Raw genomic sequence first — 21,025 nt, 5'->3', positions numbered from 1 at the left:
ATTTTTGCTAAAAGCTAACGGCTAAAAGCTAAAAGCTACTTCAGCACCCCTTTCAATGCGCTCATTGGTATGAACAACGTTACTTGTCCTAAAGCATAAGGCCCTATCTCATAAGGCACATAGCTGAAAGCTACACCCTTCTCAGTAACAATCATATTATTATTGGGAGGGATACTTTTTACCAGCAGGTTCTGATCCAGCGCTTCTTCTTCCGTCATATGGAACCTGTCTTTGAAAGCTTTATCCAGCAACACACCCACGGCGTCTTTATAACCCGGTTTGAAAATATCTTCCGGTGTAAGCACTTTCCGCTTAGCTAAATCCAGTGTTTTATAGGTAGCCCCCCAGTTGCCATGTGCTCCGCCGGTAAAGTCATACGCATACTTTTCCACCACCAGCAAAGGCCAGGTATTGTACACCACTTTCATATCATTATCTGTAGTCCAGTTCCAGGATAACGCAGCAGATGCATCGCTGAACTCACTGCTGTCAGCATCTTTGGCGGATACCCGGTAGCCAAGAATAAAGGAGTCAATGCCTCTTTTCAGATATTGTTGCGGTGTGGTGAAATAATTGGCCCCTGTTAGCTGCTGCACAATAAAGTGGGCAATCGTAGAATCTACAGTTGAATCAGGCCATATCATGCTGTTGGATACCGTGCCAACTGGGGATTTGGGGAAAGAGGGGATCAGCCTGGCAGAGTCAATCTGGTAAAATACCTGTAATGGTACAGCTTTTTGCAGGTCTGTATGAAATTCAAAATGATAGGAGGTGCCGTTGCCATGCCACACGCCTTTAAACTTCCCATCGTCAGAAAGATAACCACTGAATAACCGGTCTTCAGCGCTGTTATTGGTTTCTTCGTAGATGTTTACCAGGTTGGAATCCAGGGTGCCCCATAATGCAATCGGGCGTCCGGTGCTATCATCGCTATAGTAACCACGAAACAGGTTGGGAGCGGTTTTTAGCAATTGCATAGTAATTTCTTTATCGCCTAATTTTCCTTTGAGTTGTGTATAAAACAGGGGAGTAGACACCAGTGGCACAATGGTGTTGACGGTATTACCGGCAGCAGCGCCGTCTTTCTCGCTGCGTGTATGGCACGACAGTATAACCATCGCCAGCAGTAATACCAATAATGAAGCTCTTTTCATAGTATGATTTATATCAGATCCGTCAAAATTACTATTATCCTTCCATACCTTTGAGGACCCGTTTGAACCAATAAAATTAACAGACCATGTTGAACCAGAAAATAGCTGATTTACGGAAGGATTATAAGCTGGCTTCCCTGGATGAAAGTGACATTGCGCCTTATCCCCTGGCGCAGTTCGGGAAATGGTGGCAGGAGGCAATAGATAGTGAAATAGACGAAAGCAATGCCATGACACTGGCCACCAGTACGCCAGACGGACGTCCTTCTGCACGGATTGTATTGCTGAAAAGCTTTGATGAGGAAGGATTTTTATTTTTTACCAACTATGAAAGCCGCAAAGGCCAGGAGTTGGCACAAAATCCACATGTTACATTATTGTTTTTCTGGCGGGAGCTGGAAAGACAGGTACGCATAGAAGGCACAGTTAGTAAGGCGCCGGTAGGCATCAGCAATGAATATTATAACAGCCGTCCTTTAGGCAGCAGGATTGGTGCCATCGCTTCGCCACAAAGCAAGGTGATTCCCGGCCGATCTTTCCTGGATGAGCAGGTAGATCAGGTAACCGCAAAATATCAACATACGGCGCCTCAAAGGCCCGATTACTGGGGTGGATATGTAGTAAAGCCTCAGGCAATAGAATTTTGGCAGGGTAGAAGCAGCCGTCTGCACGACCGCATTTTGTATTCGCTGGCGCCCGATGGTAGCTGGAAAATAGAGCGCCTGGCGCCCTGATGAAGGTATAAAAGAGAAAGCAAAAAGCTATTAAAGCGAATGATGTAAGCAGGGATTATCCTCACTTTAGTCATTCGCTTTAATAGCTTTTTGCTTTTAGCTTTACGCCTTATGCTTATGCTTTTGGTGCAGTAGCAGCAGCCTTTGCAGCAGTATTTTTTCTTGTTTTAGCAGATCTTACTTTACCGAAGGATCCACTGAAGATTTTACCTTTTTTGGTTTTAATATCTCCTCTACCCATAACGAATAATTTGAAGTTTGTTGTTTATTAAATATGATGTTATCAGGCTGCAAATTACTGTAATTCGATGAAATTGTATAGTGCCGGCCGTTTGATATAAAAAAAAAGCAAGAAACATAATTGTTCCTTGCTTGAATAAGTTGTGCTAACTGATTAGAGCTTGTCGGATAAAGCTTTACCAGCTTTGAACTTAGCAACTTTCTTAGCTTTGATCTTGATGATCTGACCGGTTTGTGGGTTTCTACCGTTACGTGCTGCACGTTTAGAAACGGAGAAAGTACCGAAACCAACCAAAGTTACTTTGCCACCTTTTTTCAGGGTATCAGCAACAGCTTTGGTGAAAGAATCCAGAGCTTCGTTAGCTTGGGTTTTGGTAATAGCTGCATCTTTAGCAAGCTTGTCGATTAATTCGGCTTTGTTCATAGTTAGTAAGATTTAACTAGTGAAAAAATGTTTGATGTGAGCAAATATAGCGCGTTTTATCAGATTACCAAATTTTTTACAACTTTTTTATAGAAAATTTTATCGGCTGAAAAACGCTACTGGTAACGGTTACAGCTGATTGCTAATAACCATGCTAAAGTAACCGCCTTTAGCAAGATTACGTAAAACCCTGTACTGTAGCATGTTTGCTTATTTTTTTACCATTAACAAGGCTCAAAACCAAGTATTGTACCAAAGTCCGCATGCCTTGAAAATAGTGGATTTCCTGTGGATAAGTTTAGTCAAGACCCCTTACTTAAATCACCTCCATAACGGTTGTAAAGGCGATAAAACGATCCCCAAAAATGCTGTAAGCACTCTGCCGCAGCCCTTGTTGGTACCGTTCTGAGAAGGTATTGTACTGTTCCAGGCTATCCGCAAAATATTGTACTACATAAGTAGGCCCTTCACTATCATCCTGCTCCAATAACCGGCTCATACGGTAGTCACTGAATAACCCGGTGGCCATAACAGCCGGAATCTGTGATTCCTTCATCCACTGAAGCCACTGAAATGCCGTATCTGTGGCTACTTTCGTGGTTACGTTGTATATAATCATATTACTTTTTGCTTATACAGTCAGCTCCACAAATACCGGACAATGATCTGAGTGCTTTACCTGCTGGTAAATAGTGGCGTGTTTTAACTGCTCCTTCAACGGGGAGGTAACATTGATATAGTCTATACGCCAGCCCTTGTTATTGTTCCTGGCATTAGCCCGAAAGCTCCACCAGCTGTACTGATGAGGGTCGGTATTAAATTGACGGAAACTGTCTACGAAGCCACTCTCAAAGAAACGGTCCATCCAGGCCCGTTCTTCAGGCAAAAAGCCGGTAGAATTTTTATTGCTTACCGGGTCATGGATGTCTATTGGCTTATGACAAATGTTGTAATCCCCGCATACCACCAGCTTTGGACGGGTTTTCTTTAACTCATCGAGGTAGGTGAAAAACTCATCCAGCCACTGATATTTATAAGTTTGCCGGATATCGCCACTGGTGCCGGAAGGGAAGTAGGTATTAATCAGGGTAATATCGCCGAAATCCAGGCGTATGAAGCGTCCTTCTGTATCGCTTTGTTCATGCCCGTTACCGTATTGTACGAAGTCTGGCTTAATACGGGTCAGCACGGCTACCCCACTGTATCCCTTCTTCTGCGCGGGAAACCAGTAGTGTTCATACCCCAGTTTTTCAAACTGTTGAAAATCGATGTTTTCCTGGTGAGCTTTGATTTCCTGGAGGCAGATAATGTCCGCAGGATCGGATTGTAACCATTCGGTGAATCCTTTGGTCATGGCAGACCTCAGGCCGTTTACATTATAAGATATGATGCGCATATATAGCTTTTAGCGGTTAGCCATTAGCAGTTAGCAAAGTGCAACGGAGCCGTTGTCATCTCACTAAAAGCTAATGGCTATTTTATCTGAATATCGGGGGCGTAGCTTTTAACTATTCGCTGGGCTAACAGCTAAAAACTAACGGCTAGATGTCGTATTCGAGGTTGGGGCGGAGCCACTGTTCAGCTTCTTCTATTGTCCAGCCTTTACGGGTGGCATAGTCGGCTACCTGGTCCTTCTCAATTTTACCTAACCCAAAATACTTACTTTCCGGGTTGGCAAAATACCAGCCACTCACGCTGGAAGCAGGATACATCGCCAGTGATTCTGTGAGCGTGATACCCGTGTTTTCGGTGGCGCTCAACAGGTCAAACAGCTTGTATTTCTCGGTATGGTCAGGGCAGGCGGGATAGCCCGGCGCCGGACGAATACCCGCGTATTCTTCCTTAATCAGTTGTTCATTGCTGAGATGCTCTTCAGTGGCATATCCCCAGAATTCTTTACGCACACGTTCGTGCATCAATTCCGCAAACGCCTCCGCCAGCCTGTCGGCCAGGGCTTTCAGCATAATGCTGTTATAGTCGTCGTGTTCTGCTTTGAATTTGTCCAGCCACTTTTCAATACCAACACCGGTAGTCACTGCAAACCCGCCAATGTAGTCGGTTTTGCCGTTTTCAGCGGGTGCAATGAAATCAGCCAGGGAGAAATTCGGTTGTCCTGGTGCCTTTTTCACCTGCTGACGCAGGAATTCCAGTTGTACCGGCGCGATGTCGGCCTGCTCCGGGGTTACTTTTACGGAGTCTGCCGCTACACGGTTGGCAGGGTAGAGGCCAATAACCGCATTGGCACCCAGCCATTTTTCCTCAATTATTTTCTTCAGCAATTCCTGTGCATCGTTGAACAGGCGGGTGGCTTCCACACCTACAATCTCATCGCTGAGGATTTGAGGGAATTTGCCGTGCAATTCCCAGGCAATGAAAAACGGCTGCCAGTCTATATAGGCTGCAATTTCCTTCAGATCGTAGTTTTCAAACTTCATTACCCCGGTCTTTTTAGGTTTTACCGGTGTAAAGTTATTCCAGTCGATCGCTGTTTTATTTTGTTGTGCATCCGCAATAGCAAGGAATTGCTTGGTCTGTTTTTTATTCCGGAATGCCTCGTTCAGCTTATGATATTCTTCCTGGATACCAGCCAGGAAATCAGGTTTCAGGGCTTTATTAAGCAAGCTGCCGGTAACGGTTACGCTACGGGAAGCATCCAGTACGTGTACCACGCCGTGGCCATATTCCTGGGCTATTTTAACCGCCGTATGGGTACGACTGGTAGTAGCACCACCAATGATCAGCGGGATATCAAAATCCTGCCTTTTCAGTTCACGGGCCACATGTACCATTTCATCGAGGCTGGGGGTAATCAACCCGCTTAACCCGATAATGTCTACCTTTTCCTGGCGGGCGGTCTGCAAAATCTTTTCTGCAGGCACCATTACACCCAGATCAATAATGTCGTAGCCATTACAAGCCAGTACTACGCCTACAATGTTTTTACCGATATCATGTACGTCTCCTTTTACGGTGGCGAGCAAAATTTTACCGGCGGCTTTAATTTCTCCACCAAACTGTTCCTGCAGGCGCAGTTTCTCTTCTTCTATATAAGGAGTCAGAATGGCCACGGACTTTTTCATCACACGGGCACTCTTTACCACCTGGGGTAAAAACATTTTACCACTGCCAAACAGGTCGCCCACGATGTTCATACCCGCCATCAGCGGACCTTCAATAACGTCCAGCGGACGTGGGTATTTGAGACGGGCTTCTTCTGTATCTCCATCAATATAATCGGTAATCCCGTTTACGAGGGCATGGCTTAACCGCTCTTCCACGGTTCCCAGCCTCCAGGTTTCATCTTTCTCTACAACTTTTCCTTTGGCCTTAACGGTTTCCGCAAATTGTATCAACCTTTCGGTAGCGTCTTCCCGTCTGTTTAGTATGGCATCCTCACATAAGTCCCGCAGTTGTGGTTCAATGTCATCGTAGATCTGGAGCATACCGGCATTCACGATCCCCATGTCCATGCCCGCTTTGATGGCATAGTACAGGAATACAGAGTGCATGGCCTCGCGCACAGTTTCATTCCCCCGGAAGGAGAAAGACACGTTACTCACCCCGCCACTCACTTTAGCCAGGGGCATCAGTTCTTTAATGCGACGGGTGGCATTAATGAATTCTACCGCGTAGTTATTGTGTTCTTCAATACCAGTAGCAATCGCAAATATATTCGGGTCGAAGATGATGTCTTGCGGGGCAAAACCAACTACTTCAGTTAATATTTTATAGGCACGGTGGCTGAAGCTGACACGTTTTTCTTCGGTATCTGCCTGTCCGTGTTCGTCGAAGGCCATTACTACTACAGCGGCTCCATAGCTTCTACAGATATGCGCCTGTTCAATGAATTTGGCTTCTCCTTCTTTTAAGCTGATGGAGTTTACAATGCATTTCCCTTGTACACACTTCAATCCGGCTTCAATCACAGAAAATTTACTGGAGTCAATCATCACCGGGATACGGGAGATGTCTGGTTCTGCCGCGAGCAGGTTCAGGAAGGTAGACATCGCCACTTCTCCATCGAGGAGGGCGTCGTCCATGTTTACGTCCAATATCTGGGCGCCGCTTTCTACCTGTTGACGGGCCACAGATAATGCTTCTTCGTAATGGCCTTCCCTGATCAGGCGGGCAAATTTCTTAGATCCGGTAACGTTGGTACGTTCCCCAACGTTAATGAAATTCGTTTCTGGTCTTACTACCAGTGGTTCCAGTCCGCTCAAACGCATGAAGGGCTTAATGACCCTGCGTTCTTCGTTTACGGTTGGTTCACTGATAATATCTGTATTATGTATAATAGTTTCGCTCATTGTTGCTGTTACTGGGTGTTAAATAGAAAACCTGCCGTGATAGATTAGGCCAGTGTATCGGCCAATGCTGGCTTCAGACGTGGTTTGATATGTTTCACATGTTCTGCAATATGGCGTATATGATCCGGTGTGGTACCACAGCAACCGCCCACTACGTTAACAAAGCCCGAACTGGCAAAGTCTTCGATGATACATGCGGTATCTTCCGGTTCCTCATCGTATTCACCAAAGGCGTTGGGCAAGCCGGCGTTGGGGTAGCAGCTTACATAGCAGCTGGCAATGTTAGACAGCTCTTCTACATATGGACGCATCTGTTGCCCGCCCAGGGCGCAATTCAAGCCAATAGAAAACGGATTGGCGTGCATTACAGAAATATAAAATGCCTCCAGGGTTTGTCCGCTGAGGGTTCTGCCGGATGCATCGGTGATGGTACCGGAAATCATCACAGGGATTTCTGGTTTGCCGGATTCGCGGTAGTATTTCTTGATAGCGTAAATAGCCGCCTTGCAGTTCAGTGTATCAAAAATAGTTTCTATCAGGAGTATATCCACGCCGCCATCAGAGAGGCCTCTGATCTGTTCTTCGTAGGCTGCGGCTACTTCATCGAAGTATACGGAGCGGAAGCCAGGGTTGTTTACATCCGGCGATAACGACAACGTTTTATTCATGGGACCAATGGCACCGGCCACAAAGCGAGGCTTATCCGGTGTTAAGGCATTGTAGGCGGCCGTTGCTTTTTTTGCAATAGCTGCAGCAGCTACGTTGAGCTCATAGGCCAGTTCCTGCATATCATAGTCGGCCATGGCAATAGAGGTGCTGCTGAAGGTATTGGTTTCAATAATATCAGCACCAGCTTCCAGGTACTCCCGGTGGATGGCTTCAATGATTTGCGGTTGTGTGAGGTTCAGTAGATCGTTGTTGCCTTTAAGATCGCTGGGATAGTTGGCAAAGCGGGTGCCCCTGTAGTCAGATTCCTGGAGTTGATAACGTTGTATCATGGTGCCCATTGCACCATCAATGATAAGTATACGCTCGTTGGCGCAGTCTTGCAAAGATTTCATAATTGTAAAGGCGTTTATTAGTTACCGTTGAGAAACGAAAACAGGGTCGAACAATAAACAAATCCACCCTGAAAAATCCTCACAAATATAACCTTTTCCCAGGTAATTCTTTGTTTTGTGAATTTGCCCTTTATAAGATGTGACCGGAGTTTTAGCCCCCTTTTCATATGAGTCTATATTAAATGTATTGAATATAGATTTTGTTTATATCTGAAAAAATAATTTGGCAGTAGTCTATAAAGTCTACTATATTTGTAGAGTAATAGAAAGACACCATGCAACAAAATGATAGAAATATAGTGATTTACCCGGCCATGGCCACCCACCAGCCCTCCGCCCACACTCCATGTAATTGCTGTTGCAATTAACAGATTCGTCATTAGTGCTTCTTACATATTTTATTACAACAAAATTGATGTCAGTCATGACTATATCAGAACATATCCATACCCTGCATAAACACCTGGCCAGCCTGGGGTTACAGCCAGTGCCACAGTCAACAGACGAAAGGCAACCGGAAGTGTTTAAGGTATGTTTCTTAAATAAATATGAAATGCAGCGGTGGAAAGAGCTGCAGGACAAGAAAGAATCAGAAACCAATCATACAATATTTCAGGACGATCCATTAAAGGATGCGGTCTGACAAACTTTTCATAACGTGGAATTACAGGTTAAACGAAGACGGGTGCTATTGAGCACCCGTATTTATTTTATAGCCTTATGAAGGCGTTTGGAAATGTAAAAGCAGCACCGCGATTCCCTTCTCCCTAAAAGCCAATTACTTATTTTGTACATAACTTTCCAATGGTAACCGGTTGCTGATAGAACGTGCCAGCGTCATCTCATCTGCATATTCCAATTCTCCCCCAAAGGCAATACCACGGGCAATAGTGGTGATTTTTACCGGAAATTCTTTTAATTTTTTAGAGAGATAGTAAATGGTAGTGTCTCCCTCAATAGTAGGACTTACTGCCATAATCACTTCTTCAACTCCCTGAAACCGTACTCTTTCCACCAGGGAATGTACATTCAGCTGATCAGGGCCAATACCATCAATAGGAGAAATAATACCCCCCAATACATGATATAACCCATTGAATTGCTGCGTGTTTTCAATTGCCATCACATCCCGGATGCTTTCTACCACACATACCACCTGCTTTTGCCGGGAATGGCTGCTGCAAATACTACATATTTCGGCATCAGATACATTATGACACACATTGCAGAACCGGATCTGCTGCCGCATACGGGCAATCACATCTCCAAATTGTTCCACCTGGGCCGTTTCCTGCTTCAGCAGATGCAATACCAGTCGGAGGGCGGTTTTCTTACCAATCCCCGGCAGTTTTGCAAATTCATTTACCGCGTTTTCTATCAGAGCAGACGAAAATATCATAGTGCAAAGTTAGGAATATTGCAGCGGAGGGAGTTCACCAGCTCCCTCCGCATTTTTTTAAATACTTATTTTCTTAGGAAGGGTCCAGTTGGCTTTGAGATTAATTTTCTCAATAACAATCACCCGCTCCGGCTGCTTCCGTGGATGGGTATAGTATTTACCGCGGTCCCACTTGCCGTTACCATTGGCATCCAGCAATAGCCTTACTTCATATTCACCCGGCGTAATGAAACGCTGGCTCCATTTACCATTCACCACGGTACCGGAATATTTAACGGTTTTATCTTGTACCAACTGCACAACATACTGCATGGTACTGTCATTAATAGCGGATTTAGTACTATCACTGATATTCAGTTCCGTGAGCGCAAAAATGGAATAGTCGGATACTTTCTTGGTCCTGAACCGGATTGTATCTGCCCGGGCCAGGTGTTGTCCTGCGGTATCTGTAGGGCCATCATTGGGTATAATCAGCCGGTACGGTGTACCTTCTTTCCAGGTATAACCAATAGTCCACTGGGTTTTGGTAGAATCCATGGTATTGGTAAAGGTAACCGGGTTGTAAGCGCTGTCTTCCCCTAAAATGATCCGATTGCTGTCCAGGTTTCTGAGTGGTAGTGAAAACGTGATTTTCAATGGTTTAGGCAATTCCTGTAAGCCTCCTTCGAGAGACGCTGTAGCCGTTAACTTCGGTAGTTTTTTCTTTTTCTTTTCCTCATCTTCCTGTTGGATGTCGGTAGAGTCAATCGGCTCCGGAGGCGGTTTTATGGTACTATCTGTTTCCATAAACAGTAACATATTCACATCCGCAACGTTGCTTTCCTTCAATACCAGCGGCTCTTCCACAAAGGCAATCATTTCTGTTGGCTGGTTATATTGCAGGTCGCGGTCTTCTTCTTTCAGGGCAAAGATTTTATAGGCACCAGGCGCAATGTTTTTAAAACGGAAAGATCCATCCGCCCTGGTTTTGGCGTAGTATACTGGTTTCTCTTTGGAAACAATGGAATCCGTCAGGTCGCGGTACAACATCACCGCCACGTTACTGTCTACTTTCCCATTCTCTGCATCTATCAGGTGACCGCTTACCTGTAAGCTATCCAGGTAATCGCCGGTAGACACTACATATTGAAAGTCCTGCACAATATTCCGTTCATTAATATCCCGGATGGCATCGGCAAAGTTGAAGGTATACGTTGTATTGGCTACCAGGGTATCTTTGATTTCCAGGGTAACCGTATGCAGCTTGGCAGTAACAATAGGCGGACGTTTCAAGGTAGGCGATACAATCAGCTTGTCATTTACATTGTCCAGTTCCACATATTCATCAAATATGAAGGTTACCTTTTTACTATGAAAGTGAAGGGTAGAGTCGCGGGGCGTTACCTGCAGCAATACAGGAGGTAAGCTGTCCCTTGGTCCGCCACTGGGCGGTACAATGTTGGCGCATCGCGTAAATGAAATGGAAACGATAATAAACATCAGCCAGAAAACCCAGCTCCGGAAGAATTGATTCATATAACGAAGATAAAGCAGAAAGCATAAAGCAAAAAGCAGAATACTACCGCAGCGAAGATAGGAGCATTTCTGTTATTTGTAAGGTATTTGCTGCTATCTTCGCTGTGGTGGCTTTCTGCTTTAACCTTCTTTTCTATGGCCAGTATTTATTCATTACGGCATACCCAGATCATCCCCGCTTCTCCGGAAGATGTATGGAATTATTTCTCCACTCCCGGTAACCTGTCCCATATCACACCCCCTGGCATGCGCTTTAGGGAAACATCCCTTCCCCATACAGGCCAGGTGTATCCCGGACAGATTATTACATATACGGTGGCGCCCATTGCAGGTATCCCCCTGGAGTGGATGACAGAGATTACCCATGTAGCTTATCTCGATTATTTTGTAGATGAGCAACGGGTGGGTCCCTACCGCCTGTGGCACCATGAGCATCATTTTGAAATGGTGCCCGGAGGCGTTAAAATGACGGATATCGTGCATTACAAACTCCCTTTTGGCTGGCTCGGAAAGCTGGCTCACTGGCTGTTTGTGAAAAAACAGCTGGACAACCTGTTTGCCTACAGGCACCAGGCAGTTGTGAAAATTTTTGGGTTGCCTACTGTTGTGTCGTAATCGTGCTGGTTAAATTATCTCCGGTAAACAGCTTAAAAGTACTTTTGCCTGTTTTGGGTACTGCGCCCAACCACAGCGGCACAATGGATGACGAGCCTTTTTCCGGGTTGCCGGCAGCGGCGAAATGCAGGGAAGCGTTATTGTTGGTATTATCCGAAGTGGCAGATGCCAGCTGTATTTGAGTGCCATAGTAAGTAGGAGGCATGGTAGCGGCTACCACTATCTGGGTTCCGAAGTCTGGCTGGTCAATGGTATTATTCATGGTTTTAGCCACGCCAAATAAGCTGTCGAAAGAGGCCTGGTTATCAATGACCCAGAACGTTAGGCTATCTTTTACAGTAATGGTATTTTTTACAAAATAGCCCGACAGCGGCTTTACATCCAGCGGACTTTCTGCCGATGCCTGCACGTCCAGTGTAGTATCGTTATCATTGTTGGTAGAATCAGTGTCCGTTTTTTTCCCGTTGTTCGCGCAGGAAACAACTGCCAGGGTACAAATGGAAAGTACGAATAGTTTAATGTGCATGAGAGTATATTTTTGGGTAAATAACGCTATTTGTCAATAATAGTTTTACAGGAGATGGGAATCAACAGGGTGATGTTACCCACCGAATGTTTGCCCGTACCACTCATCCATTCTGTATGTGTTTTCTGGGTATAAAGAAGGCTCATGCGGTTAATTACAATACCAATGCCATAATCCATACCAATAGACCAGCGCCGCATATGTGTTTGCTGATTGCCTTCCAGTTGCTCAAAGTTAGTATCTGTCGACTTAAAAATACCTCCCTGTAACAATGCATTATAGGCGGTGAGCGTAAATTGTGGGCGGGCCATCGCATATAGCTGAAACCTTTTGTGGGTGCCAGTTGCCAGGTCCCGGTTACCGAAGTACGGATTAAAAAGACCGTAACGGATGTAAGACAAGGCACTGAGGGCGGTAGTCATGGTACCAATTTTCCCGTTGACGCTGCCTAAGATCTCCAGGCTTTTTAGCGGGTTCCATAGCATCACTTCATAGGTGAAATTGTAATTGAGCAACGGCGCATTGGGGACCTGGTATTCCCAGCCCCGGGGCGGCTGATAGCCGATGAGGTGATGAAAGAAGGTTTGTGTTTCTTTGGCAAATGCCCAAGGGCCCAGTATGCCGAATACCAGTTCCGAATGAAAGCTGTATTTCTTTTCGGGGTTATAAGAGGTAAGGCCATGGGTGGCAAACAAAGCTCCGGCATAGTAAAAGTCTGATGGAATGAAACTGCTGTCGGCAATCTGGTTGGGGGTAATCATGATCTGCATCAAATCCCATTCAAACACATTGATGGCATTGGAGCCGGCTACGGGAAGGATCCATTTATCCAGTAACACCGATTTCTTTTTTTTCATATAGAGATAGCCTACCTGGGAGCCATTGCTATAGCCACGATCGGTACCCCGTCCCCAAACATTGAAAAAGTCATCGTCTTCGTATATCCTTAATTGTTTGGTAGCATCCTGGGTGATTTGCCCGGACGTTACCTTTAGAGCGGCACAAAGCAGTAGAAGGAGTAATATTTTCTTCATGCAGCGGGTATTTAAGCATACGGGCATCAGAAAACCTTGAATATCTCAAAGGCATCTTTTTCCAGTTGTTCACGGTGATCCGGGTGCGCAATGTTGATAAGGGCTTGTGCACGCTGTTTGAGGTTTTTCCCCAACAGGTGTGCAATACCATATTCTGTCACCACATAATGTACGTGTGCCCGGGTAGTTACCACGCTGGCGCCGGGTTGCAGCCGGGACACAATACGGGAAATCCCTTTGGACGTAGCAGCCGGTATAGCTATAATGGGCTTACCATCCTGGGAAAGCGCAGCTCCCCGCATGAAGTCCATTTGTCCGCCTACGCCGCTGTACTGCCTGAATCCAATAGAGTCTGCGCATACCTGCCCGAAGATATCTATTTCAATCGCACTATTGATAGCAGTTACTTTAGGGTTTTTCCGGATGGTAGAGGGGTTATTTACATATTCCACATCCATGAGGCGCATGATCAGGTTGGTGTCCATAAAATCGTATAGCCGTTGACTGCCGATGGCAAAGCTGGAAATCAGTAAGCCGGGGTGTACGGTTTTGTATTTGCCGGTAATAACGCCCCGTTCCACCAAATCAATAATACCATCGGAAAACATTTCCGTGTGGATGCCCAGGTCTTTGTGGTTGGCCAGGCATTGCAATACTGCGTTGGGAATACCGCCGATCCCCATTTGCAGGGTGGCGCGGTCGTCTATCAGGGAGGCTACATGCCGGCCTATGGATAATTCGATATGACTGGGAGGATTAACTTTCTGGGCATAAATAGGATAGTCTACTTCTACAGCAGCGGTGATCCGGGAAATGTGAATCACGCCATCGCCCAATACCCTGGGCATTTGCGGATTTACTTCTGCAATAATAATTTTAGCGACATCTACAGCAGCTTTACTGATATCGCAGGATACGCCCAGCGTACAGTAGCCGTTTCTATCCGGTGGAGATACGGAGATAAGGGCAACATCGATGGGTTGTTCACAGGTGCGGAAGTAGCGGGGAATTTCACTGAGAAACATGGGAACATAATTGGCCCTTCCTTCGTTCACGGCTTTCCGGATATTTTTACCAACAAAAAAAGCGTCTATCTGGAAAGCATGGGCATGTTCCGGCTCTGCATAAGGGGCTTCCCATTCGGTATGAATGCTCACCAGGCGTACCTGTTTAAGTTCGTGACTGCGGGCGCTCATGGCGCGAACCAACTCCCTGGGAGTGGCTGCGGCGGTATGTATAAATACGGTTTGGCCTGACTGGATGAGTGATACGGCTGCATCAATTGACGTGTAAGACATGCTGGTATTTTTCTCAAAATTATCGTGCGGTAGAAAAATTAACTATGAGCAAAGTCATATTGTAAATTTAACCTTATAACCTGCCTATTGTCAACAAACAATGGCTGAAATTGTTGGACCTCAAATTTAAAATAACGGTGATGGATACACTAAACTACAGGCTGGCGGAGACCGCAGATATAGTGGCTATCCGGGACGTCTCTTTACAGAGTTACGGACAGTTTGAAACTATGCTGGAACCGGAACATTGGGAAAACATGAAAAAGAACTTGAGCAATTTATCCGGACTGGAAGCGTTGATGGGTATGGCCACTACTTTTGTATGTGATGCAGGTAAAGAGTTGGCGGGGGTAGTATTCCTGGTGCGCTCCGGTGAAGAAAGGCCACCCTATCCGGCCGATTGGGCGCATATCCGTTTGTTGGGAGTGCATCCTGCCTACAGGGGTAAGGGTATAGCCCGGCAGTTAACCAGGATGTGTATTGAACAAGCAACCGCCAGCGGGGAGAAAATCCTGGGCTTGCATACCAGTACCATTATGCCGGATGCCCGCCACCTGTATAGCTCTCTGGGGTTTTCCATTGTCCGCGAGCTGGAAACCCGCTTAGGGCAGCAATACTGGCTGTACCGGATGGATTTGACCAAAAGTTATCCATTTTAGCTTTATATGTTGATAAATTCATATTAGCTGTTGTGACGTGTACATGAATTTATTCGTTATTTTAGCATTCTTAAAACCTGGTACACAACTTCTTTGCGGCGTGATTTGGCACATATAAGTGAACAAGTGCTCATTGAGCGTTTGGTGATAGGGGATCCTGCGGCAAAAGAATTGTTGTACGACCGCTACGCAGGAGCGCTTTATGCAATAGTGCTGCAGTTGGTACCAGTAAAAGAAAGAGCGGATGATGTAATGGTAAGAGTATTTACCTGGGTTTTTCAACACATTGGAACATTCCATACATCCGGCCACAAGACGTTATTTGCATGGCTAATGCGTAAAACAAGAGAATTAGCCATTAAAGAAGCACTCCCGGAAACCGCCTTAACCGGGGTAGGGCTAATGAAACTGGAGGAGGGCGTATTACAACGCTTTTGTTTAATGTTGCCGGTTGACCAACAACAAGTATTCCGGCTTAGTTACTTTAAAGGATTATCAATCACAACGATAGCGCGCTTACTGGCATTGCCGGAGGCGCAAATAAATGACATCCTGGGAGATGCAATGAAATCTTTCAGACAATTCCTTAAAAATACGTGGAGCTAAAATTCTACATAGAGAGCGGTATTATCGAGTCCTTTGTACTCGGCCTTGCTTCTGACGCAGAAGTAGAGGAGCTGCAGCACATGAGACGACTGTATCCGGAACTGGATACCGAAGTGGAATTCGTGGAACGCCGCCTGGAAAGAGCTGCGTTCGATGAACCAGCCATGCCTCCCGTGGAAATACGCGATCGCGTGTTGCAAAAAATCCGTTGGGAACAAGGCCATGCCTATGCTGATCCTTCTTCCAACTATACCTTTATTAACATTCAGCCTAAAGACGGTAGCCATATCACCGTTCACCGCTGGTGGAAGATATTTTTTATTATCTTCTTCATCATGTCAAAAGTATTCCTCTTCCTGGCCATTTTTTATTATCTCAAATACCGTATGTCGCAGGAGCAGCACAGCTTTAACCATCACCAACCGGTTAAACAGGAACAAACACCTTCCAATTGGGTGTAATTTTTCCAGCGGAAGCACGTTATTTAAAAATATTTTCTCAATTTGAAAATCCATGCATTCAGGATTTGACGTATCTATTGATATGGCATTTATTAATTATATTTTGTATTTGCCTGTTTTTGTAAAGGAATATTTTGAACATTAGTGATTATATAGAAAGTGGCATTATTGAGCGTTACCTGCTGGGCCTCACTTCACCTGAACAGGAAGAAGAATTATTCCGCCTACGGGAAATTTACCCACTGCTGGAACTGGAAGTAACTGCCGCTGAATTGCGGATCGAAGGCAAACTGCTTGAAGAAGCCGTAATGCCGCCGCTTGTGCTGAGAGATAACGTCTTACAGCGCATTAGAGAAGACAAAGGGCAGCAACACCGCAGCTGGGGTAACTATAATGAACGTACGAATCCCGGTTCTACCTATATACGCCTGGAACCCTTCTGGAATAGAAGAATATCCGTGAGCATGTGGTGGCGCTGTGCTTTTATTGCCATGGCAGTATTAACCATGGCCCTGATGGCCAGTACCTGGTATTTTTCCCGTCGCGCTGAGCAACTGGAAGACATACTCATAAAGCTCAAAGTTCCCCAGGTCAATACTCTCGCCCCTGCTACCCCTTAATGCGCTACTTTCATTTGGTACGTTTCTTGTAAATGCTGAACTTGCCGCTGTATTCTTGCTGTTATAAAACCTTATTTGATAACTGCGTGTTGAATACTATGGCATTTAAACACACAAACTAATTTCCCATGAGAAAATTTTCATTTGCAGCATTATTGATGGCAATTGTAGCCGTTTTTGCAACTTCCTGCTCCCCGAAACAAGGTGTTACAACAGAGATTAATAAAGCTGCCGTAAAAGGTAACTGGGTTTTAACCGATATTAAATACGAAGGCATTCCCGATAACGCTAAAGTAACCGTATTTGATGAAGCTAATGCGAAATGCTTTATTGGTAGCCAGTGGATATTCCCGGATAACTGGGCTGCAGCTTCCTACACCATTTCTTCTACAGAAAATGGTTGCAACGCAGTAACCCAGAACATCGCATGGACCCTCACCAAATCAGGTGGCGTTACCCAGTTGGGCTTCAAAAAACTGTACAGCGGAGATAAAGCCAAAAATGTAACTACCGGCTACAGAGTAGATGTAACAGGCGCTGGTAGCACCATGACCTGGAGAGCTAACGTAAACTTCGAAAATAAGAACGCGGCGATCATTTATACATTGCAACGTAAATAAGCAGAAAGCATAAAGCCGAAAGCAAAAAGCTATTGAGGCGATTGATAAGAGCGGATGAGTAGTTTAGATACTCGCTTTTATCAATCGCCTCAATAGCTTTTTGCTTTACGCTTTCAGTTTTCTGCTCTAAATTAATAGTATATTTAGATAGTTAATAAATGAACTATGAGCGCGCAGTCCCATTCCCAGATTCAGTTCCTGGCGCACGCCAGTTTTCAGATTACTACACCGGAAGGCCATGTTATCCTGCTGGATCCCTGGTACACCAATAATCCCTTTTTGCCCGCAGATCTGCAAGTGCCGGAGAAGATAGACCTGATATTGATTACCCACGGGCATAGTGATCACCTGGATAGTAAAATAGTGGATATTATACGCACCCGGTCTCCTAAAGTAATTGCCAACCCGATTGTAAGGTTTTACCTGCAGGAGCAGGGCGTGCCGGATCATGTATTTGAGAGAATGAATGCCGGTGGTACCGTTAGTATCCTGGATGCAAAAATAACCATGACTAATGCATTCCATTTTGCACATATCAATTTGCCGGACGGTAAAATAGGTTATCCGCATGCCAGCAACGGCTTTATTGTGTGGACAAGTGATGATGTATCTGTATACTTTTCCGGCGATACCTCCGTATTTGGCGATATGGAACTAATAGGAGAAATTTATGAACCAGATATCGCTATTCTGCCTATTGGCGACCGTTTTACCATGGGACCACTGGAAGCCGCTTTTGCCATTCGCCTGTTGAAAGTAAAGCATGTAATTCCTTGTCATTATGGGTCTATGAATACACTTACCGGGACTCCTGAAAAATTAGCGGCGCTGACGGAAGATGTCAGCCGGTTGAAGATTCACGCACTGAAACCTGGAGAGGTATTAGATACCAGCATTATTAAATCGCGATATCGGTAGCGAAGATTATAGTTGACGTCAAATTCAGATTTATGTTACCCCTTAGTACTGCACGCTTGTTCATGTATCCTTGCCGTTTGCCTTTGCTAACGGAAATATATCTGCGGCATCCGCATGCCCCGGAAGCAATACAGGCCACCATTCCGGATGAGTGGCCGCAACCAGACCTGAAAGAACAGTTGCCGCATTTTATTGAACTGTTGCAACATGATCCCAAATCATTTCCGTGGATGTTATGGATTATTGTATCCAAAGAAGCGCAAAGTGTAATAGGAGATGTGGGCTTTAAAGGCCGCCCGGATAAAAATGGAGTGATAGAAATTGGGTACGCCCTGCTACCAGCTTACCGGCGTAAAGGATATATGCGGGAAGCCGCTACGGCACTGGTAGAATGGGCATTCCAACAACCACATGTCAGAAAACTGATCGCGGAATGTGATGTCACCAATATTGCTTCCATGAAAGTATTGCAACACCTGGGGATGGAGGAAACGGACTCCTCCGGTGAAATGCTGCATTGGCATCTGCTAAACAATTAACGTAGCAGCGCGGCCGTTATTCGGTTATATTTTGCTTCGCAAAACGGATAAAGAGCTGGCAAAGCTTGTCCTGTAGCCCCTGTAAATAAGTGAAATGCAGCTTCCGCACCAGTTTAAAATTCTTTACTGGCAAAATGGTAAACTCTCCCAGCTCCAGTTCGCGCTGCACTGCCTGTAAAGAGATAAAGGCAGCACAGGGCGAATGGTGCAGGTATGATTTGATACTTTCCGTACTACCCATATACATGGCAATGTTCAGGTCAGTGATCTTTAGTTTGAGTCGTTTCAGTTCTTCTGTAATCACTTCCAGCGTACCGGAGCCATGTTCCCGCATCAATAACGGAATGGTTTTCAAATCGGCCGGTGATAAGGGTTCGCCGTTACCATATTTGTGTTTTACATTGCCTACCAGTACTATTTCATCTTTTGCAAACTCCACATATTTCAGCAATGGATTTTTGGAACTGCCTTCTATGATACCCAGCTGAATACTTTTTTCAAACAGGGCTTGTTCTATTTGTTCGGTATTACCGTTGGTCAGCGATGTTTTTACATCGGGATACCGTTGGTTAAACTTAGCCAGCAAAGGCGGTATGAGATACTGCGCAATGGTAGTACTGGCGCCTATGGGCAATAGTCCGCCCTGCATATGTTTCAGCTGATTAACGTCGTATTCAAGGTTACGGTAATCAGTGAAAATAATTTCCGCATGGTGCATTACCAGCATCCCGGCGCGGGTCATTTTTATTTTGTTGCCGATTCTTTCAAACATCGCCATTCCCAATTGCTGCTCCAATTCATGTATATGCTTGGTAACAGCAGGTTGTGAAATATATAATTCCTCTGCAGCTTTGGTGAAGCTAAGGCGTTTGGCGACGGTATGAAATACCTTGAGTCTGAAATCGAACATGCACTAAAAATACAAAATAACCTTACATCTCCGGTGGCGTGAAGCCAAAGTGTTTATAAATACCTTGTCCCTGCGGGCCTAACAGGAAGTTCATGAAATCTTTTGCTGCTTGCTGGTGTGGAGCGCTTTTCAGGATACCGGCCCAATAAGACGCCTGTATGTTTTCGGCAGCGGGTATGCGGATAAGATCTACCGGGTGCCCGATCATTTGCTGGTACCAGGCTTCTGTAAACCATACCGGGCCGGCATCTGCCTGTTGATAAAGGATGCGTAAAGGTGTTTCCCGATGATGTATTTTAGTGAGGTAGGTACCGCCTTTGGCCAACTTTTCTTTCATAATGGCTTGCTGCAATGCTGTACCGCCAGCCTTCACATAGGCGGCTTCTATCCGCTTGCCGATGCCTTCCCAGGCAGGATTGGGCATACTCACCCTAACATCTTTGCGGGCCAGGTCTGCCAGGCGGTTTACTTTTTTAGGATTGCCTTTGTGTACCATAATGGCCAGGGTATTGCCTGCATAGTTTTTTACCAGTGAGAAGCTGTCTTTTAGCTGATCTATGCGGTTTTTGCCGGCGGTATAGATATCGGGTTGTACGGCTATCCGCAGGTTACCCAGTACCAGTGAGCCAGTGAGAATTTGCTGTGCCAGGATCCCGGGTGGCAGCGTTTCGGCAAACACACGCTGATATTGGGGGTAAGCTTTCTTAAAATCATGGATCAGCGAGTCGATCACCATAAACTGGTTACCGGCAAAAAAGATGACCAGTTGCGGGTCAATAATGTCGCCGTATAAATCAGGAACATTGTCAATACCGGGTACGGTAAAGGATACACCGCCTGCTGGTGGTGTGTTCCAGGGTGGGTCAAAACGATGATCCTGGGCATGCAGTCCCCCCGCCAATAGTAGGATGACCATCAGCACAATTGCAAAGTATTTCATGATGTTTTCGTTTATGGGTGTACGTAAGACCAGCCTTCGGTTTGTTTGATAATTAACTCGCCATTACCACTGGGGGTATATTGAATGAATGGAAACAATTCTTCTTTGCTGATATTTCTTTCCCGCATGGTATTTTCACATTCTACCAGTAATACGCCTTTGGCCTGTAGTTCCTGTAGCAGTGATTCATACGGATGGTCCTTTTTATAGGCAGTAACGCCGCTGCCATGGGCTACCAGCTCAATAGTCATTTTACCTTGTAAGCGGGGATCTTCCAGGGCATTTTTAATGTTGCGCAGGGTGTTTCGTATGGTTTTATCATCATCGCTGTTGAGCTGATAAATGGCCTTGTATTTCGTTTTGCGCTGACTCATGGCATACTGTGTACCCAGGAGGCTAAAGAGACAGAGCAGGAGCATTACTTTCTTCATGGTTCTTCTATTGT

At 45.4% G+C, this 21,025-nt stretch carries 25 protein-coding genes; 10 read left to right on the top strand and 15 right to left on the bottom strand.

Features of this window, described 5'->3' with window-relative positions; genetic code table 11:
- Positions 1–35: 35 nt before the first annotated feature.
- Positions 36–1,154: a DUF3298 domain-containing protein gene (locus AC5ZC7_RS28735; protein WP_496160855.1), complete on the bottom strand. Its 1,119-nt coding sequence runs from the start codon at positions 1,152–1,154 to the stop codon at positions 36–38.
- Between the two features lie 86 nt (positions 1,155–1,240).
- Here AC5ZC7_RS28735 and pdxH point away from each other — a divergent pair, with 86 nt between their 5' ends.
- Positions 1,241–1,888 carry a pyridoxamine 5'-phosphate oxidase gene (gene pdxH, locus AC5ZC7_RS28730; protein ID WP_496160854.1) on the top strand — a complete coding sequence of 216 codons (648 nt, stop codon included), beginning with the start codon at positions 1,241–1,243 and terminating at the stop codon, positions 1,886–1,888.
- A 115-nt stretch (positions 1,889–2,003) separates the two neighbouring features.
- Here the strand turns inward: pdxH and AC5ZC7_RS28725 are convergent, their stop codons facing one another.
- The 6 genes from AC5ZC7_RS28725 to AC5ZC7_RS28700 all read right to left on the bottom strand — a co-directional run bounded on the left by AC5ZC7_RS28725 (position 2,004) and on the right by AC5ZC7_RS28700 (position 7,920).
- Positions 2,004–2,129: a 30S ribosomal protein THX gene (locus tag AC5ZC7_RS28725; RefSeq protein WP_496160853.1), complete on the bottom strand. Its 126-nt coding sequence runs from the start codon at positions 2,127–2,129 to the stop codon at positions 2,004–2,006.
- A gap of 153 nt (positions 2,130–2,282) precedes the next feature.
- The gene (locus tag AC5ZC7_RS28720) at positions 2,283–2,552 is read right to left on the bottom strand and encodes an HU family DNA-binding protein (protein ID WP_029465307.1); all 270 of its coding nucleotides are present in this window, start codon (positions 2,550–2,552) and stop codon (positions 2,283–2,285) included.
- 316 nt (positions 2,553–2,868) lie between these two features.
- Positions 2,869–3,171, bottom strand: a complete 303-nt coding sequence (locus AC5ZC7_RS28715) for a DUF4286 family protein (RefSeq protein WP_496160852.1) — start codon at positions 3,169–3,171, stop codon at positions 2,869–2,871.
- 12 nt (positions 3,172–3,183) lie between these two features.
- On the bottom strand, positions 3,184–3,948 hold the full coding sequence (locus AC5ZC7_RS28710) for an exodeoxyribonuclease III (RefSeq protein WP_496160851.1): 765 nt from the start codon (positions 3,946–3,948) through the stop codon (positions 3,184–3,186).
- 145 nt (positions 3,949–4,093) lie between these two features.
- Positions 4,094–6,859: a methionine synthase gene (metH, locus tag AC5ZC7_RS28705; RefSeq protein WP_496160850.1), complete on the bottom strand. Its 2,766-nt coding sequence runs from the start codon at positions 6,857–6,859 to the stop codon at positions 4,094–4,096.
- Positions 6,860–6,903: 44 nt separating this feature from the next.
- Positions 6,904–7,920: a homocysteine S-methyltransferase family protein gene (locus tag AC5ZC7_RS28700; RefSeq protein WP_496160849.1), complete on the bottom strand. Its 1,017-nt coding sequence runs from the start codon at positions 7,918–7,920 to the stop codon at positions 6,904–6,906.
- 424 nt (positions 7,921–8,344) lie between these two features.
- Between AC5ZC7_RS28700 and AC5ZC7_RS28695 the strand changes: the two genes are divergently transcribed.
- Positions 8,345–8,563: a hypothetical protein gene (locus AC5ZC7_RS28695; protein WP_496160848.1), complete on the top strand. Its 219-nt coding sequence runs from the start codon at positions 8,345–8,347 to the stop codon at positions 8,561–8,563.
- Between the two features lie 135 nt (positions 8,564–8,698).
- Here AC5ZC7_RS28695 and recR read toward each other — a convergent pair whose 3' ends face one another.
- Both recR and AC5ZC7_RS28685 read right to left on the bottom strand, forming a co-directional pair.
- Positions 8,699–9,319 carry a recombination mediator RecR gene (recR, locus tag AC5ZC7_RS28690; RefSeq protein WP_496160847.1) on the bottom strand — a complete coding sequence of 207 codons (621 nt, stop codon included), beginning with the start codon at positions 9,317–9,319 and terminating at the stop codon, positions 8,699–8,701.
- Between the two features lie 57 nt (positions 9,320–9,376).
- Complete coding sequence (locus tag AC5ZC7_RS28685) at positions 9,377–10,834, bottom strand: Ig-like domain-containing protein (RefSeq protein WP_496160846.1); 1,458 nt, start codon at positions 10,832–10,834, stop codon at positions 9,377–9,379.
- 135 nt (positions 10,835–10,969) lie between these two features.
- On the opposite strand from AC5ZC7_RS28685, the gene AC5ZC7_RS28680 reads away from it, so the two are divergent.
- Positions 10,970–11,449 carry an SRPBCC family protein gene (locus tag AC5ZC7_RS28680; RefSeq protein WP_496160845.1) on the top strand — a complete coding sequence of 160 codons (480 nt, stop codon included), beginning with the start codon at positions 10,970–10,972 and terminating at the stop codon, positions 11,447–11,449.
- On the opposite strand, the gene AC5ZC7_RS28675 is transcribed toward AC5ZC7_RS28680, so the two are convergent.
- From AC5ZC7_RS28675 to AC5ZC7_RS28665, 3 genes are read right to left on the bottom strand one after another with little or no spacing between them, the layout of a single operon-like run.
- Entirely contained in the window at positions 11,433–11,975 is a 543-nt protein-coding gene (locus AC5ZC7_RS28675) for a hypothetical protein (RefSeq protein WP_496160844.1), read from the bottom strand. The genes AC5ZC7_RS28680 and AC5ZC7_RS28675 overlap by 17 nt on opposite strands.
- 26 nt (positions 11,976–12,001) lie before the next feature.
- Positions 12,002–13,009, bottom strand: coding sequence for a lipid A-modifier LpxR family protein (locus AC5ZC7_RS28670; RefSeq protein WP_496160843.1), 1,008 nt, complete (start codon positions 13,007–13,009; stop codon positions 12,002–12,004).
- 26 nt (positions 13,010–13,035) lie between these two features.
- Positions 13,036–14,307, bottom strand: a complete 1,272-nt coding sequence (locus AC5ZC7_RS28665; RefSeq protein ID WP_496160842.1) for an acetyl-CoA hydrolase/transferase C-terminal domain-containing protein — start codon at positions 14,305–14,307, stop codon at positions 13,036–13,038.
- A gap of 140 nt (positions 14,308–14,447) precedes the next feature.
- Here AC5ZC7_RS28665 and AC5ZC7_RS28660 point away from each other — a divergent pair, with 140 nt between their 5' ends.
- The 7 genes from AC5ZC7_RS28660 (at position 14,448) to AC5ZC7_RS28630 (ending at position 18,730) form a co-directional block, all read left to right on the top strand.
- Positions 14,448–14,966: a GNAT family N-acetyltransferase gene (locus tag AC5ZC7_RS28660; RefSeq protein WP_496160841.1), complete on the top strand. Its 519-nt coding sequence runs from the start codon at positions 14,448–14,450 to the stop codon at positions 14,964–14,966.
- Positions 14,967–15,071: 105 nt separating this feature from the next.
- A complete protein-coding gene (locus AC5ZC7_RS28655) occupies positions 15,072–15,572 on the top strand; it encodes a sigma factor-like helix-turn-helix DNA-binding protein (RefSeq protein ID WP_496160840.1) in 501 nt (166 codons plus the stop codon).
- Complete coding sequence (locus AC5ZC7_RS28650; RefSeq protein WP_496160839.1) at positions 15,563–16,033, top strand: hypothetical protein; 471 nt, start codon at positions 15,563–15,565, stop codon at positions 16,031–16,033. Before AC5ZC7_RS28655 ends, AC5ZC7_RS28650 begins: the two co-directional genes overlap by 10 nt.
- 134 nt (positions 16,034–16,167) lie before the next feature.
- Positions 16,168–16,653: a hypothetical protein gene (locus AC5ZC7_RS28645; RefSeq protein WP_496160838.1), complete on the top strand. Its 486-nt coding sequence runs from the start codon at positions 16,168–16,170 to the stop codon at positions 16,651–16,653.
- Between the two features lie 128 nt (positions 16,654–16,781).
- The gene (locus AC5ZC7_RS28640) at positions 16,782–17,273 is read left to right on the top strand and encodes a hypothetical protein (protein WP_496160837.1); all 492 of its coding nucleotides are present in this window, start codon (positions 16,782–16,784) and stop codon (positions 17,271–17,273) included.
- A 165-nt stretch (positions 17,274–17,438) separates the two neighbouring features.
- Positions 17,439–18,191 carry a metal-dependent hydrolase gene (locus tag AC5ZC7_RS28635; protein ID WP_496160836.1) on the top strand — a complete coding sequence of 251 codons (753 nt, stop codon included), beginning with the start codon at positions 17,439–17,441 and terminating at the stop codon, positions 18,189–18,191.
- A 32-nt stretch (positions 18,192–18,223) separates the two neighbouring features.
- Positions 18,224–18,730 (top strand): GNAT family N-acetyltransferase, encoded by a 507-nt coding sequence (locus AC5ZC7_RS28630; protein ID WP_496160835.1) that lies wholly within the window; start codon positions 18,224–18,226, stop codon positions 18,728–18,730.
- Positions 18,731–18,746: 16 nt separating this feature from the next.
- Here AC5ZC7_RS28630 and AC5ZC7_RS28625 read toward each other — a convergent pair whose 3' ends face one another.
- Genes AC5ZC7_RS28625 through AC5ZC7_RS28615 form a run of 3 tightly spaced genes read right to left on the bottom strand, consistent with a single transcriptional unit; the run spans position 18,747 to position 21,011 of the window.
- Positions 18,747–19,640, bottom strand: coding sequence for a LysR substrate-binding domain-containing protein (locus AC5ZC7_RS28625; RefSeq protein ID WP_496160834.1), 894 nt, complete (start codon positions 19,638–19,640; stop codon positions 18,747–18,749).
- Between the two features lie 22 nt (positions 19,641–19,662).
- Positions 19,663–20,580 carry an extracellular solute-binding protein gene (locus tag AC5ZC7_RS28620; RefSeq protein ID WP_496160833.1) on the bottom strand — a complete coding sequence of 306 codons (918 nt, stop codon included), beginning with the start codon at positions 20,578–20,580 and terminating at the stop codon, positions 19,663–19,665.
- An 11-nt stretch (positions 20,581–20,591) separates the two neighbouring features.
- Entirely contained in the window at positions 20,592–21,011 is a 420-nt protein-coding gene (locus tag AC5ZC7_RS28615) for a DsrE family protein (protein ID WP_496160832.1), read from the bottom strand.
- Positions 21,012–21,025 lie beyond the last annotated feature (14 nt).

It is taken from the genome of Chitinophaga sp. 9-1-y (genome assembly GCF_059511905.2).
This window is presented reverse-complemented; position numbering and strand designations above follow the sequence as displayed.

Coding starts and splice junctions, on each gene's coding strand:
- AC5ZC7_RS28735 (WP_496160855.1), bottom strand. CDS start 1,154: ATGAAAAGAGCTTCATTATTGGTATTACTGCTGGCGATGGTTATACTG.
- pdxH (WP_496160854.1), top strand. CDS start 1,241: ATGTTGAACCAGAAAATAGCTGATTTACGGAAGGATTATAAGCTGGCT.
- AC5ZC7_RS28725 (WP_496160853.1), bottom strand. CDS start 2,129: ATGGGTAGAGGAGATATTAAAACCAAAAAAGGTAAAATCTTCAGTGGA.
- AC5ZC7_RS28720 (WP_029465307.1), bottom strand. CDS start 2,552: ATGAACAAAGCCGAATTAATCGACAAGCTTGCTAAAGATGCAGCTATT.
- AC5ZC7_RS28715 (WP_496160852.1), bottom strand. CDS start 3,171: ATGATTATATACAACGTAACCACGAAAGTAGCCACAGATACGGCATTT.
- AC5ZC7_RS28710 (WP_496160851.1), bottom strand. CDS start 3,948: ATGCGCATCATATCTTATAATGTAAACGGCCTGAGGTCTGCCATGACC.
- metH (WP_496160850.1), bottom strand. CDS start 6,859: ATGAGCGAAACTATTATACATAATACAGATATTATCAGTGAACCAACC.
- AC5ZC7_RS28700 (WP_496160849.1), bottom strand. CDS start 7,920: ATGAAATCTTTGCAAGACTGCGCCAACGAGCGTATACTTATCATTGAT.
- AC5ZC7_RS28695 (WP_496160848.1), top strand. CDS start 8,345: ATGACTATATCAGAACATATCCATACCCTGCATAAACACCTGGCCAGC.
- recR (WP_496160847.1), bottom strand. CDS start 9,319: ATGATATTTTCGTCTGCTCTGATAGAAAACGCGGTAAATGAATTTGCA.
- AC5ZC7_RS28685 (WP_496160846.1), bottom strand. CDS start 10,834: ATGAATCAATTCTTCCGGAGCTGGGTTTTCTGGCTGATGTTTATTATC.
- AC5ZC7_RS28680 (WP_496160845.1), top strand. CDS start 10,970: ATGGCCAGTATTTATTCATTACGGCATACCCAGATCATCCCCGCTTCT.
- AC5ZC7_RS28675 (WP_496160844.1), bottom strand. CDS start 11,975: ATGCACATTAAACTATTCGTACTTTCCATTTGTACCCTGGCAGTTGTT.
- AC5ZC7_RS28670 (WP_496160843.1), bottom strand. CDS start 13,009: ATGAAGAAAATATTACTCCTTCTACTGCTTTGTGCCGCTCTAAAGGTA.
- AC5ZC7_RS28665 (WP_496160842.1), bottom strand. CDS start 14,307: ATGTCTTACACGTCAATTGATGCAGCCGTATCACTCATCCAGTCAGGC.
- AC5ZC7_RS28660 (WP_496160841.1), top strand. CDS start 14,448: ATGGATACACTAAACTACAGGCTGGCGGAGACCGCAGATATAGTGGCT.
- AC5ZC7_RS28640 (WP_496160837.1), top strand. CDS start 16,782: ATGAGAAAATTTTCATTTGCAGCATTATTGATGGCAATTGTAGCCGTT.
- AC5ZC7_RS28635 (WP_496160836.1), top strand. CDS start 17,439: ATGAGCGCGCAGTCCCATTCCCAGATTCAGTTCCTGGCGCACGCCAGT.
- AC5ZC7_RS28630 (WP_496160835.1), top strand. CDS start 18,224: ATGTTACCCCTTAGTACTGCACGCTTGTTCATGTATCCTTGCCGTTTG.
- AC5ZC7_RS28625 (WP_496160834.1), bottom strand. CDS start 19,640: ATGTTCGATTTCAGACTCAAGGTATTTCATACCGTCGCCAAACGCCTT.
- AC5ZC7_RS28620 (WP_496160833.1), bottom strand. CDS start 20,580: ATGAAATACTTTGCAATTGTGCTGATGGTCATCCTACTATTGGCGGGG.
- AC5ZC7_RS28615 (WP_496160832.1), bottom strand. CDS start 21,011: ATGAAGAAAGTAATGCTCCTGCTCTGTCTCTTTAGCCTCCTGGGTACA.